Below are 13,231 nucleotides of genomic sequence, written 5' to 3'. Positions count from 1 at the left end.
GGGACGACGGGGAAAACGAGTCCGTTCGGACGGCCGTCTCAGCTGTAGCGCTCCTCGTTCCACGGGTTCGCGGTGTCGCTGTACCCGCGCTTCTCCCAGTAGCCGAGCTCCTTCTCGGTGAGGAACTCGACGCCGGAGACCCACTTCGCGCCCTTGTAGGCGTACTTGTGCGGCGTGACGACGCGGATCGGCCCGCCGTGGTCGGCCGGCAGGTCGTCGCCGTCGTAGCCGTAGGTGAGCTGGACGCCCGGTTTCAGACAGTCGTCGAGGGGGAGGTCCGTCGTGTACCCGTCGAGGGCGTGAAACATGACGTGTTCGGCGTCGTCGCGGACGCCCGCACGCTCGGCGAGTTCCGCGAAGGCGACGCCGGTGAACTCGCAGTCGAACTTGCTCCACCCCGTCACGCAGTGGAAGTCCTGTCTCTGGGAGACGGCCGGGAGGTCACGGAACTCCTCGAGCGAGAAAGAGAGCGATTCGTCTACGGCGCCCCAGACTTCGAGTTCGAACGTCTCCGGGTCCCACGCGGGGGTCCCGGTCTTCGAGAGGACGGGGAAGCCGTCGGTCTCGCGCTGTCCGGGCGGGAGCCGGTCGTCGCCGTACTCGCGGTAGAGGTCGGTGAGGTCCTCGACTGCGTCGACGCCGGATGCGGTCATGGCCTCTGTTACGGACCGGACCGACGTATGAATGTCGCTCTCGCGCGGCGCCTCGACACCGACCGATCGGCGGGAGACGGCGGTGTTCGAAATAACCCAACGCGTGTTTTACTGAATGAAAATTACCTTTTGAGCTTTCGTTTTAACTTTTCAAATACGCGGAGATGCGACGCCACTTTTATATGCTCCATCGCATAAGACCCGGACAGCAAATGCCACGAGTGGAGATAACCGTGCCGGAACATCTGGAGATGCAGATCGCCCAGATGGTCGAGGAAGGTGAGTTCCTCAACCGCGAGGAGGCGGTCGAGGAACTGCTGTCGACTGGCATCAAAGCGTACAAGACCAGCGGCCCGCGGGATGACGACGACTCAAGCGGGTTCGAGGACGAAGGGATGATGGGCCACGAAGACGAGTACGTCTTCTGACCGAAGTCGGGGTCGCGCCGCCGATACCTGCGCAGGAACCGTGCGTACCGGCCTCAACAACGCTTAAAGGGCCTACGACCCGTATCTCGCGGTATGCACAAAGACGAGCTGCTCGAACTCCACGAACAGATGGTGACGATCATGGAGCACTTCCGCGCTCAGGAGACGGTCGACGGCTCGCTGTTCGACCCGTACGACGAACTCGAAGTCGACCCCTCTCACGTCCACAAGTCCAAAAGCGAGCACAAACACGCCGTTTTCGTCCTCGGAAACGCGCTCGCGAACGCGATGAGCGAAGACGAGTTCTCGCCCGCGGGCCGCGTCGGCAAGCGGATGGAGGAGCTCGCGGACGACGCCGAGAACAAGATCTGAGTGCGGCCGCTAGCCCGTGACCGCGTTATCCGTGACCACCTTATTGATGTGCGCGCGGCCGCATCTGACGTGACATGGTCGCGGACGCGCTGACGTCGGACGTCGTTCACCTCGTCGCCGGGGGCGCAGGACTCGCCGTCGCGCTCGCCGCGGTGTACCTCGTCGACCGCCCGAGCGGCGACTGGACGCGCGCGCTCCGGTCCCGGCTCCTCCTCGGTGTTCCGTGGGGCACGCTCGTCGTGATCGCCGGGGTGACGGCGGTGTACCTCTTCGTCCAGTCGGGTATCGAGAACCCGAACCGGCCGGTCGTGATCCCGTTCCGGTCGTGGTCGTACTTCTACCCGGAGGGACTCTTCTGGTCCAGCTTCGCGCATTCGAGCCGCGGGCATATCACCGGCAACCTCCTGTCCGCGCTCGTCGCCGGCGGGCTCGCAGAGTACGCGTACGGTCACTTCCCGGCGGGGCGGTCGGTGGGCGACGGAGGCCGCCTCACCGACCGACTCCGGCGTCGACTCGGTCGGGCGCCGGCGACCGTCGGCCCCGGCCCGAAATCCCGAGGACTCGGGGAGCGTCCACAGGGGATCGCGAGTCGGCTCCGGCGCCTGCCGACCCGGATGGCCGGCGTCGACTCGCCGACCGCGAACCCCTACGTCAGGGCGTTCGTGATCGTGCCCGGCGCCGCGGTCGCGTTCGGCCTCGCCGCGTCGCTTTTCGCCTTGGGACCGGTTATCGGCTTCTCCGTCGTGGTGTTCGCGTACTGGGGGTTCGCGCTCGTCACGCGTCCCGTCACTGCCGTCGTCGCCATGGCGGGGACGACGCTCGTCGGCGTCGTCTACGACGCCCTCCGAACGCCGGTGGCGTTCGCGGAGGCGTCCCCCTCCTTCGGGGCCCCGAGCTGGGCGAACATCGCGATCCAAGGGCACGCGATCGGACTCATCGGCGGTGCGCTCGTCGCGGTCGTGCTCCTCCGCCGGCGGCGGCTCCGAGCGAGTACCGTCGGACTCGACGGCGACCTGACCCGGAGCGGAGACGCCCGCGTCGCGGGCTCGACGGGGCGATCCGGGCTCGTCGTGTTCGGCTGTCTGCTGCTGTTCGGCGCGTCGCGTCGGCTGTGGGCGGTGTACTGGTACCTGGGAAATCAGCGGTACGAGCTGTACCGCGCGGTCGGCGTCGGGCTGCTCGCCCTGCTGGCCGCCATCGTCGCCGCCGCGGCCGTGTCGCGCGACGAGCCGGTGTGGCCGGACCGGGCGGTTCCGGCGCCGGAAACGCTCCGAGAGAACGTCCGGTCGGCGACGCCGGCGGCCGTCGGACTCCTGTTGCTCGTCGCGGCGCTGGCGGCGGTCGCCGGCCCGGGGGTCGTCCCGAACCTCGTCACCGTCGACGACGGCGACCTCCCCGGGGATCCGATAGAGGTGGAGGGGTATCAGGTGACCTACGCCGAGAACGTCGAGAACGAACTCGTGAGCGTCATCGAGGTGGAGGCGCTCGGGCGCTCAACGTCGGTCAACACCTCGGGGGTGATCGTGAGCGACCCCGACCGGGAGATATGGACGACCGCCGTCTCGACCGGGAACCTCGCGTTCTGGGGGTACCGCGCCGTCGACGTGGGGGGGACCGGCTGGCGAGAGACCGTCTGGGTCCAGCGCCTCGGCTGGGTCGCCGCGAACGGCGGGCCGACCTACCGGGTGGACGCGGTCCGAAACGAGACCAGGCGGACGCTGTTCACGAGCGAGCCCGCGCGGGCCGAGCCGCGGATCGACGGCCGGAACGTGACCGTCGCAGCCACGGCCGGCGGATTCGACCTGCGGGTCGCCGGTCCCGACGGCAACGCCAGCGCCCCGATCCCGCCGGCGAACGGGTCGGTGACCCTGCGCGGCGTCGCGTTCGTCCGAGAGGGCGAAGTCGTCTTCGCGGAGCGCGGCGAGACGCGCGTGCGGATCGCACAACGGGAGCGGTACGAGGGACGGCAGTAGCGGCTCGGAATCTCAGGGTCGGAAGTTAGAGCTCGAGTCTCACCGGGCCGGAACCCCGACGCGTCGGGCTCAGGTCCACTCGATCCGGTACACTTCCGTGTCGATGTCGCGGGCGTCGTCGGTGTGGTGATCGAACTGCGCGTCGATCCGGAACTCGGCCGCGAAGGCGTGCGTCACCTCGCCGCCCTCGTCGGCGGCGAACGCCTCGACGAACTCGCGGCTCCCCGCGTTGTGGACCGAGTAGGAGACGTCGGCGAGGTCGCTCGCGGTCGCGAGGAACGCGCGGTCGGCGTTGCGGTTCCCGTCTTGCGCGCCGAAGGGCGGGTTCATCACGACAGTGGCCGGTTCGGCGACGGCGAGCGGCGGACGGGTGGCGTCGCCGCGGACCCAGTGGACCGGCGCGCTCGCGGCGATGCGACGCTCGTTGGCTCGGGCGGTCGCGAGCGCGTCGCCGTCGAGTTCGAGGCCGACGACGCGGGCGGGGCCGCGGAGGGCGGCGGCCAGCGCGAGCATTCCTGTTCCGGCGCCCAGATCGATCACGGTCCGCCCGTCGACGTCGCCGTGGAGGTCGGCGAGGTGGACGACGTGGGCGGCCAGCTCGGGCGGCGTCGGGTACTGTTCGAGGGCGGCGTCGGGACGCTCGAAGCCGGCGACGACGCCGAGCTTCGTCGCGAGCGACCGCTTCGACGCCATGGTCAGGCCGCGTCGTGAGCGTCGACGCGGACGAGTTCGACGCCCTCGCGGTCGGCTCGCTCGGAGAGCGCCGCGAGCGCGGTGCCGGCCTCGTCAGCGTCGTCGTCGACCGCGACCTCGAGGCGACCGGCGCCGAGGAACGCCGCGGCACGGACGAGCCCCCGGAGGCGGTCGGCCTCGCGCTGGCGCTCCATCGTGCTCTCCGCGTCGAACTCCGCCGACGCCGCGACCGCGGCGGGCTGGTAGCCGCGGGCTGCGAGCCCGCGCTTGAGGTCGCGGAGCTGTTCGGGGGCCGTGCTGTCGAGGTCGGCCGCGTCGATGACGACGGGGTCGACGTCTGCGGGGCGACAACCGCGAAGGGTGCGCTCGATGCCGGCTGACTGGGTCGTGCTCATACAACCGTATTGGCATAGGTAATACAAAAGTCTTTATCAATGTTTCATAGTAATATATGTCGGCGGTGACGAGACGGATCGCGACGGGATGTACGCAGCTGTCAGCACGGAGAGGGGGAGCGAACGGCCCGCCGTTCGGGTCGGATTTCGACCTCAGTCGCGGTCACGTTTCGTGGGTCACGTTCGCGGCGCGGGAGCCGCGTCGCACCCCTCGGTGATCCGGCGAGAGGTTTCCGTTTCGTGCCGCATCCGGGTCCTAACTGGTGATAACGGCCCTTCAGCAGCCGGGCAAAACGATCAGGATCGTTTATTTTGGTGGACAAGGCTTAAATGTGCGACTGACCACAAACCTTTTAATGGAACGTCCGAGTCGCCAGCGACAACAGGAGCGGGACACGGAGCAGGAAACGGACGAATCGACGGTCTCCTGTCCGGAGTGTGACTCGAAGGACATCGTCACGGACGCGGACCAGGAGCTCGTCTGCGAGGACTGCGGGCTGGTTTTGGACGAGCGGAACATCGACCGCGGGCCGGAGTGGCGCGCGTTCAACCACAACGAGCGGCAGTCGAAGTCGCGCGTCGGCGCCCCCATCACGGAGACGATGCACGACAAGGGGCTGACGACGACGATCGACTGGAAGGACAAGGACGCGTACGGCCGCTCGCTCTCCTCCGAGAAGCGGTCGCAGATGCACCGCCTGCGCAAGTGGCAAGAGCGGATCCGGACGAAAGACGCGGGCGAGCGCAACCTCCAGTTCGCGCTCTCGGAGATCGACCGGATGGCCAGCGCGCTCGGCGTTCCCCGCTCGGTCCGCGAGGTAGCGTCGGTCATCTATCGACGCGCGCTCAACGAGGACCTCATCCGCGGACGCTCGATCGAGGGCGTCTCGACCGCCGCCCTCTACGCCGCCTGCCGGCAGGAGGGGATTCCCCGCAGCCTCGACGAAGTCGCCGACGTGTCCCGGGTGCCACAGAAGGAGATCGGTCGGACGTACCGATACATCTCCCAGGAGCTCGGACTTGAGCTGAAACCGGTCGACCCGAAGCAGTTCGTCCCGCGGTTCGCGTCCTCGCTTGAGCTCTCGGAGGAAGTCCAGTCGAAGGCGACCGAGATAATCGACGTCTCCGCCGAACAGGGGCTGCTCTCCGGCAAGTCGCCGACGGGCTTCGCGGCGGCCGCCATCTACGCGGCGTCGCTGTTGTGTAACGAGAAAAAGACCCAGCGCGAGGTCGCCGACGTGGCGCAGGTGACCGAGGTCACCATCCGCAACCGGTACCAAGAGCAGATCGAAGCGATGGGATTTCGCTAAGCCGGACGGGCGCCCGGAACGGCTCGAACTGGCGGTTCCAGTCGGGAACGGCGGCGGGGTGAGTCGAGAACGGCCTCGTGCCGGGACGAGTCCCGTCGCGCTGTGTCCGGTCACGACGCCTCATTCGCGCTGTATCCGGTCACGACGACCTGTGTTCCGCTCTCGACTCGGTGGCGTCCTCGCTTTCCTTCGGTCTCCCGGTCTCGGATAGTTGGATCGGGTTTTTAATCGCACCCGCTGTAGCTCACACCGACATGTACTCGGAGATTCTCGTTCCGACCGACGGCAGTCCGGCGTCGGACGCCGCGATCGAACACGCGGTCGACCTCGCCGAGAAGTACGACGCGCGCCTCCACGCGCTGTACGTCGTCGACGGCGCCGCGTACTCCAGCCTGGAGGCCGGCGCCGAGGTCGTCGTCGAAGCGCTCGAATCCGAGGGGAAAGAGGCGACACAGCGCGTCGTGGAAGCCGCCGCTGACGGCGGCGTCGACTGCGTCACGCACGTCACGTCGGGGACCGCGTACCAGTCGATCCACGACTACGTCGACGAGCACGATATCGACGTTGTCGTGATGGGTACCCACGGTCGCCAGGGGCTCGACCGGTACCTGCTGGGGAGCGTCACGGAGCGCGTCGTCCGCACCTCTGACGTCCCCGTACTGACCGTCCGACAGTCCACAGATGCGTAACCACACCGCGCTCGGCGACCGCGGGTGACACCGATGCGGGACTGGCTGTCACACCGGGTGGTCTCGTCGCCGGACGACACCGCCCTCGTCCGCGCCGAAGACGGCGAGGCGTGGAGCTACACCGACCTCGACCGCCTCGTCTCCGAGACGGCCGGCCGACTCGTCGCGCACGGGCTCGGCGAGGGCGATCGGATCGGCGTGCTCACGCCGGCCTACGTGGGGACCGTCGGACTCGTCCACGCGACGATGCGGATCGGAGCGACGTTCGTCCCGCTCGGGCGCGAGCTGACCGTTCGCGAGATCGCCGCCCGGATCGACCGGACCGACCTCGACGCGGTCGTCTGCGCGGAACCGACCGAGACGACCGCGACCGACGCCGCCTCGCAGATCGAGGGGGTCCCCGTCTACTCGGTCGACGATCCGACGAGCGCGGGCGTGACCGGCGTCCACGAGGTCGACCCCGCGGCGCTCGACCCGCCGGCGTGGTCGTTCCCGGACCCGCTCTGTATCCTGTTCACCTCCGGAACGACCGGCGATCCCAAGCCCGTTCCCCTGACCGCGGGCAACGTGTACAGCTCCGCGGTCGCCTCCGCGTTCCGCCTCGGCGTCGAGCCGGACGACCGGTGGCTGGTGTCGCTGTCGCTCCACCACATGGGCGGGCTCGCGCCGGTGTACCGATCGGTGCTGTACGGGACCACGCTCGTCCTGCGCGAGGGGTTCGACGCGGGCGGCACCGCCGACGACATCGACGCGTACGACGTGACCGGGGTCTCGCTCGTTCCGACGATGCTCCGGCGCATGCTCGACCGGCGCGGGACCCTGTCGGACTCGCTGCGCGCGGTCCTGCTCGGCGGCGCTCCGGCCCCGGCCGAGCTCTTAGAGCGCTGTCGGGACTACTCGATCCCGGTGTACCCGACGTACGGAATGACCGAGGCCGCCTCACAGATCACGACCGCGACCCCGCGGGACACCCGCGACCGGATCGGAACGGTCGGCCGGCCGCTCTTCGGCACCGACGTGACGGTCGTCGGCGACGGCGGCGAACCGGTCGACCGCGGGGAGACCGGCGAGATAGTCGTCGACGGCCCGACGATCACGCCGGGGTACCTCGCGGGAGCGGACGACGCGTCGACCGACGACGCATCGACCGACGACGACGGGGGTGACGAGGCTGACGCCGCCGACGCTCCAGCCCCCGACGAGGTCGACCTGAACGGGATCGACCCCGCGGACCTCGACCGGTCCGATTTCGGTCCGTACGGGCTCCACACCGGCGACGTCGGCGAGTTCGACGAGTCCGGATACCTCCACGTCCTCAACCGCGTCGACGACCGGATCATCAGCGGCGGGGAGAACGTCGAACCCGGCGAGGTCGCCGACGTCCTCCGGGAGTACGACGGGGTCGAGGACGTGGCGGTGGTCGGGCTCGACGACGACGCGTGGGGCGAGCGCGTGGCGGCGCTCGTCGCCGTCGGCGACCGGCTCTCGTCCGGGTCGGCGGATGCCGCCTCCATCGACGGCGAGTCGGCCGAGGAGGGCGAGCCAGCTTCCCCCTCGGAGGGCGGGGTCGAATCCGGTGCCGCAGGGATCGAAGCGGTCGGCGCCGAGAGCGAACGCATCGGTCCCGTACCCGTCGACGAGGCGGCGTTCCTCGACTTCGCCCGCGAGCGGCTGGCCGGGTTCAAGATCCCGAAGACTGTCGCGTACGTCGAAGAGCTACCGCGGACCGTCTCGGGAACGGTCGACCGGGAGGCGACGCGAGCGGTGCTCCGAGAACGCGGCGCGGACCCCCGCGGCGACGACGACGCGGACCTCGAAACCGCGGGGTTCGAGCCGGCGACCCCGGCGGAGCCGCCGGACGAGTTGGAGTCGGGAGCGGAGTCAGAGGCACAACCCGACGCGGCGGCCGTCTCCGACGACTCGGCTCCCGAGGCAGCTCCGACCGAATCGCCCGACGAGGTCGAGACCGTTGACGGGGACACCGACGACACCGATGAGGACGGCGACACCGACGACACCGATGAGGACGGCGACACCGACGACACCGATGAGGACGGCGACACCGACGACACCGATGAGGACGGCGACACCGACGACACCGACGAAGTCACCGACATCATCGGGATGGCCGAGAGCGACGGCGACACCGATGTCGGCGATGTCGATGATTCGGACGACGGCGAGGCCGGGGACGAGTCCCCCGCGAGCGGCGACGCGGACGACGTAGTCGGGGACGGGGATGTCGTGATCGGTGAGGCGGAGGGCGCGACCGGCGGCGGGAACGGCGGGAGCGGCGGGAGCGGCGACGCGGACGAGACGGAGTAAACCCACCCGTCGTTGTTCGTTGTTCCACGAACGTTTTGACCACGGGGCACTCACGTGGTGTATGGAGTTGCTCGACGACAGCATCGTGCCGGAGCGCGCACGAGACGTCAAGCAGGAGGCCCGCGAGTTCGCCGACGAGTACATCGCCCCGAACGCCGAGGCGTACTACGATTCCGGCGACTACCCGTGGGAGGTTCTGGAAGCCGGGATGGACGCCGGACTCATCGCCCAAGACATCGGCGAGGAGTACGGCGGCAAGGGGTTCGACCTCGCTCAGGTGCTCGCCATCGCCGAGGAGTTCTACCGCGCTGACGCCGGTATCGCGCTCACGCTCCAGCTCGCCAGCTTCGGCGCGGAGATGGTCGAGGACTACGGGACGGAGGAACAGAAGGAGAAGTACCTCCGGCCGGTCGCCGAGAACGAGCAGATATCGGGACTCGCGGTCTCCGAGCCGCAGACCGGCTCCGACCTCGCGGGCATGACCACGAAGGCGGAGAAAGTCGAGGGCGGCTACGAGCTGACCGGCGAGAAGTACTGGGTCGGCAACGCGGTCGAGGCCGACTGGCTCACCGTCTACGCGAAGACCGGCGAGAGCGACGACCGGTACTCGAACTACACGCTGTTCATCGTCGAGACCGACTCGGACGGCTACGAGGCCGAGCACATCCCGGAGAAGATGGGGATGCGCGCGTCCAAACAGGGTCACATCGTCTTCGAGGACTGCTTCGTCCCCGAGGAGAACGTCGTCGGCAGCGAGGGCGGCGGCTTCTACGCGCTCGCGGACTTCTTCAACCACGGCCGGGTCATCGTCGGCGGGCACGGCCTCGGGCTCGCGGCCGCGGCCATCGAGGAGGCCGAGGCGTTCATCAGCGACCGCGAGGCGTTCGGCCGCACCATCGACGACTTCCAGGCCGTCCAGCACACCATCTCGGACATGCGGATCGGGTTCGAGTCGGCGCGCGCGCTCAACTGGCGCGCGTGCGAAAAGGTCGCAAACGGCGAGGACGCCGGCTACTGGGCCGCACTCGCGAAGACGAAGTCGACCGAGGTCGCGACGGATTGCGCCGAGATGGGCATGAAACTCCACGGCGGCCGGTCGAACTTCACCGACCGCCGCATCGCCCGCGTCTACCGCGACGTGCGCATTCCGGTGATATACGAGGGCGCCAACGACATCCAGCGCAACCTCATCTACCGGCAGTCGCGCTGAGAGCGGAACCGGACACCGTACTTTTTCGACCGGCTGCGGCCTCGTTCCGCGCAGATCAGTCCCTACAGTCGCTCCGCCAGCCGCCGCAACGCCGCTCCGCCGCCGGTCGCAATCGGGTCGCCGTGCCCCACGCAGGCGACCTCGAACGGCGGGGCGCGTGCCGCCAGTCCGCGTACGCTCGTCGCCACGGCGTCCGTGTCGTAGCTGATCACCCACCCTGACGGCGACAGTTCGCCGTCGGACTCGGAGGCGAGGTCACCGAGGAATCCGACCCCCAGTTTCTCGCTGACGTACGCGACGTGTCCGGGGGTGTGGCCCGGCGTGTGGTACGCCGTGAAGGAGCCGACGGTCTCGCCGTCCGCGATCGAAGCGACGTCGAGGTCGGCCGGATCGGTGACGAGTCCCCCGAGCCGCTGGATGAGACCTTTGTGATTGCGGAGCGGCGGCCGCCGGGCTCCCCGGAGCAACTGCGCGTCGAAGCCGTACGCGTGGACCGGCGCGTCGAGGTCGGGAGCGAGCGCCGCCAGCTTCCCGACGTGGTCGAGGTCGTAGTGGGTGAGCAGCACGCGACCGATCTCCGAGACGGCGACGCCGGCCTCCTCGAGGCCGTCGCGGATCGCCGCCTCGTCCCACGGCGTGCCCGCGTCGACGAGGGTCGGCACGTCGTCGAAGACCAGGTACGCGTTGACCCCGCGACACTCGAACCGCCAGACGTCGTCCGCGATCTCCGTCGCCATGTCGATCGGATAGGAACCGGAGCGGAATGAACGCTGTCGTGGCGGTGGCGGGCGGGGTGGACCGCGGGGGCGGGAGGGCAGCGACGAGCCCCGCCGACGAAAGCGCCAAGACGCCGGGGCGACACGACGACGTATGCGACTCCAGGACTACTGGGGGATCGGGCCCAAGACGAGCGAGCGGCTCGCCGAGGCCCTCGGGACCGAGCGTGCGACGGAGGCGATCGAGGCGGCCGACGTCCGCGCGCTCGTCGGCGCCGGTCTCCACCGCGGCCGCGCGACCCGCATCCTCCGCCGAGCGAACGGCGAGGCGGGGATGGACGTGCTCGCGACGAGCGACGCGCGCGCGGTGTACGACGACCTCCTCGCGCTCGCGGCCGACGAGGCGCTGACCGGACACGCCGCCGACCGGATCCGGGTGTTGACGCCGCTGCTCGACCGGGACGCGGTCGAGTCGCGGCTAGACCGGGTCGTGGCCGCCCGCGACGCGTGGAGCGGCCTCAACGAGTCGGACCGCGAAGCCGTCCGCGAGGCGTTCGCCGTGTACGACGAGGCGGACGGCTCGGACCTGGCCGCGGTCGAGACCGCCGTCGCGCTCCGCGAGGCCGGGGTGACTGACGGCCCCTTCGAGGACGTCGGCGCGCTGGACGGCGACCGCCTGCGAGACGCGGCCGACGCGCTCGCCGACGTGCGGGGGTCGATCGACCCCGCCGGCGGACTCGACGGGGACGACATCGCCATCGCGTCCGGCGCCGACGCGGAGTTGGACCGACTCCGCGAGCAGCTGTCGGCCGCGCGCGACCTCGCGGACTCCGCGTTCGACGTGCTCGAATCGGTCCGCGACGGGAGCCTCCGCGACTTCGAGGCCCTCGAAGCGGGGACGATCGACCACGTCGCGCGCGAGACCGGCGTCGAGCCGGCGACGGTCCGGGCAGCGGCGCCGGACGAGGCGCTCGACGCGGCCGACTTCGTCTCCGGGACGCTGCGAGCGCTCGTCGTGGAACTGGAGGCAGCCGTCGACGAGCGCGAAGCCGCAGTCGCGGCCGACATCCGCGAGCGGCTCGGCGACGACCCGGCCGCGGCGGGCGAGGGCGACGACGACGCGGCGGCCGGCGACACGACCGTCGCCCGGGCCGCGACGGCGGTCTCGGACGCCGCCTTCCTGCTCTCTCTGGGGCGGTTCGCGGCCGAACACGGCCACGTGCGGCCGACCCTCGTCGACGACGGGATCGCCGTGCGCGGGGCGCGGAACCCCTTCCTCGGCGGCGACGTTCAACCGGTGTCGTACGGCGTGGGATCCCACTCGCTGGCGGACGCAGAGGGGGTCGCGAGCGCCGACGCGCCGCCGACGGGCGACCGCGTGAGCGTCCTCACGGGAGCGAACTCCGGCGGGAAGACGACGCTCCTCGAGACGCTGTGTGCGGTGGCGCTGCTCGCGTCGATGGGGCTCCCCGTCCCCGCCGACGCGGCCGAAGTGGGGACCTTCGACCGCATCGTCTTCCACCGGCGGCACGCCTCGTTCAACGCCGGCGTGCTGGAGTCGACGCTGAAGTCGGTCGTGCCGCCCTTGGTCGCCGACGGCCGGACGCTGATGCTCGTCGACGAGTTCGAAGCGATCACCGAGCCGGGCCGCGCCGCCGACCTGTTGAACGGGCTGGTGACGCTGACGGTCGACCGCGGCGCGCTCGGCGTCTACGTCACCCACCTCGCGGAGGACCTGAGCCCGCTGCCCGACGCCGCGCGCATCGACGGCATCTTCGCGGAGGGCCTGACGAACGACCTCGACCTCCGCGTCGACTACCAGCCGCGGTTCGAGACCGTCGGAAAGTCCACGCCGGAGTTCATCGTCTCCCGACTGGTCGCGAACGCGGGCGACCGCGGCGTCCGCGCCGGCTTCGAACACCTCGCGGGCGCGGTCGGAGAGGAGGCGGTCCAGCGAACGCTCTCGGACGCCGAGTGGACCGCAAACGATGACTGAGGGGACGGGCGGCGACGGGGACGACGACCCCGCCAAGTCCGCCGACACCGGTCCCGAGCGGATCCGATCGATCGCCGTTCACCGGGACGACGTGGCGAACGCCCTCGAAGCCACGCTCCGGAGCGACCGCGAGGTCGTCCTCCGCGCGACGCCGCCGTTCTCGGGACGGATGCGCGCGCGACTCCACGCGCTCGACGCGGGCGGTAGCGGGGGCAACGGGACCGACGATCCCGAGCCGATCCACATCGATCCGCGCGATCTCGTCAGCGACGCACCGCCGTACCCCGAACCCGACGAGACGGCCGCCGAGTTCCCCGACGCCGACCTCGACGACCGACGTGACCGGCACGCCGCGGCCGTCGAAGCGTGGCGTGAACGCGTTCGCGAGCGCGTCGGCTCGTCGGTCGAGATAGCGGTCGACGGCAAGTCTCGCGCGGTCGACGTTGTCGCACTCGGATAGCGGCGGACGCC

The 13,231-nt window shown here is 69.9% G+C and carries 13 protein-coding genes; 9 read left to right on the top strand and 4 right to left on the bottom strand.

The window, feature by feature from the left end; all coding sequences use genetic code 11:
• Window positions 1-38 precede the first annotated feature (38 nt).
• Entirely contained in the window at window positions 39-653 is a 615-nt protein-coding gene (locus tag ACZ5KW_RS10785) for a sulfite oxidase-like oxidoreductase (RefSeq protein WP_343776273.1), read from the bottom strand.
• 212 nt (window positions 654-865) lie between these two features.
• Here ACZ5KW_RS10785 and ACZ5KW_RS10780 point away from each other — a divergent pair, with 212 nt between their 5' ends.
• The 3 genes from ACZ5KW_RS10780 (at window position 866) to ACZ5KW_RS10770 (ending at window position 3,426) form a co-directional block, all read left to right on the top strand.
• A complete protein-coding gene (locus tag ACZ5KW_RS10780) occupies window positions 866-1,081 on the top strand; it encodes a DUF7120 family protein (RefSeq protein ID WP_343776271.1) in 216 nt (71 codons plus the stop codon).
• 93 nt (window positions 1,082-1,174) lie between these two features.
• On the top strand, window positions 1,175-1,453 hold the full coding sequence (locus ACZ5KW_RS10775; protein ID WP_008442749.1) for a UPF0058 family protein: 279 nt from the start codon (window positions 1,175-1,177) through the stop codon (window positions 1,451-1,453).
• A 74-nt stretch (window positions 1,454-1,527) separates the two neighbouring features.
• Window positions 1,528-3,426, top strand: a complete 1,899-nt coding sequence (locus ACZ5KW_RS10770; RefSeq protein WP_343776267.1) for a rhomboid family protein — start codon at window positions 1,528-1,530, stop codon at window positions 3,424-3,426.
• A gap of 69 nt (window positions 3,427-3,495) precedes the next feature.
• Here ACZ5KW_RS10770 and ACZ5KW_RS10765 read toward each other — a convergent pair whose 3' ends face one another.
• Together ACZ5KW_RS10765 and ACZ5KW_RS10760 are read right to left on the bottom strand one after the other, a co-directional pair.
• Window positions 3,496-4,119 (bottom strand): METTL5 family protein, encoded by a 624-nt coding sequence (locus ACZ5KW_RS10765; RefSeq protein WP_343776265.1) that lies wholly within the window; start codon window positions 4,117-4,119, stop codon window positions 3,496-3,498.
• A gap of 2 nt (window positions 4,120-4,121) precedes the next feature.
• Window positions 4,122-4,514 (bottom strand): DUF7961 family protein, encoded by a 393-nt coding sequence (locus tag ACZ5KW_RS10760; RefSeq protein ID WP_343776263.1) that lies wholly within the window; start codon window positions 4,512-4,514, stop codon window positions 4,122-4,124.
• A gap of 356 nt (window positions 4,515-4,870) precedes the next feature.
• Between ACZ5KW_RS10760 and ACZ5KW_RS10755 the strand changes: the two genes are divergently transcribed.
• The 4 genes from ACZ5KW_RS10755 (at window position 4,871) to ACZ5KW_RS10740 (ending at window position 10,048) form a co-directional block, all read left to right on the top strand.
• Window positions 4,871-5,824 (top strand): transcription initiation factor IIB, encoded by a 954-nt coding sequence (locus ACZ5KW_RS10755; RefSeq protein ID WP_343776261.1) that lies wholly within the window; start codon window positions 4,871-4,873, stop codon window positions 5,822-5,824.
• 254 nt (window positions 5,825-6,078) lie between these two features.
• Window positions 6,079-6,513, top strand: a complete 435-nt coding sequence (locus tag ACZ5KW_RS10750; protein WP_343776259.1) for a universal stress protein — start codon at window positions 6,079-6,081, stop codon at window positions 6,511-6,513.
• A gap of 33 nt (window positions 6,514-6,546) precedes the next feature.
• Window positions 6,547-8,838, top strand: a complete 2,292-nt coding sequence (locus ACZ5KW_RS10745) for a class I adenylate-forming enzyme family protein (protein WP_343776258.1) — start codon at window positions 6,547-6,549, stop codon at window positions 8,836-8,838.
• Between the two features lie 61 nt (window positions 8,839-8,899).
• Window positions 8,900-10,048 carry an acyl-CoA dehydrogenase family protein gene (locus ACZ5KW_RS10740; protein ID WP_343776257.1) on the top strand — a complete coding sequence of 383 codons (1,149 nt, stop codon included), beginning with the start codon at window positions 8,900-8,902 and terminating at the stop codon, window positions 10,046-10,048.
• 62 nt (window positions 10,049-10,110) lie between these two features.
• Here ACZ5KW_RS10740 and ACZ5KW_RS10735 read toward each other — a convergent pair whose 3' ends face one another.
• A complete protein-coding gene (locus ACZ5KW_RS10735) occupies window positions 10,111-10,785 on the bottom strand; it encodes an MBL fold metallo-hydrolase (RefSeq protein ID WP_343776256.1) in 675 nt (224 codons plus the stop codon).
• Between the two features lie 133 nt (window positions 10,786-10,918).
• On the opposite strand from ACZ5KW_RS10735, the gene ACZ5KW_RS10730 reads away from it, so the two are divergent.
• Both ACZ5KW_RS10730 and ACZ5KW_RS10725 read left to right on the top strand, forming a co-directional pair.
• Window positions 10,919-12,760 (top strand): MutS-related protein, encoded by a 1,842-nt coding sequence (locus ACZ5KW_RS10730; RefSeq protein ID WP_343776255.1) that lies wholly within the window; start codon window positions 10,919-10,921, stop codon window positions 12,758-12,760.
• A complete protein-coding gene (locus ACZ5KW_RS10725) occupies window positions 12,753-13,220 on the top strand; it encodes a DUF8009 family protein (protein ID WP_343776254.1) in 468 nt (155 codons plus the stop codon). Before ACZ5KW_RS10730 ends, ACZ5KW_RS10725 begins: the two co-directional genes overlap by 8 nt.
• Window positions 13,221-13,231: the final 11 nt, after the last annotated feature.

This window comes from Halorubrum ejinorense, from assembly GCF_055389685.1.
This window is presented reverse-complemented; position numbering and strand designations above follow the sequence as displayed.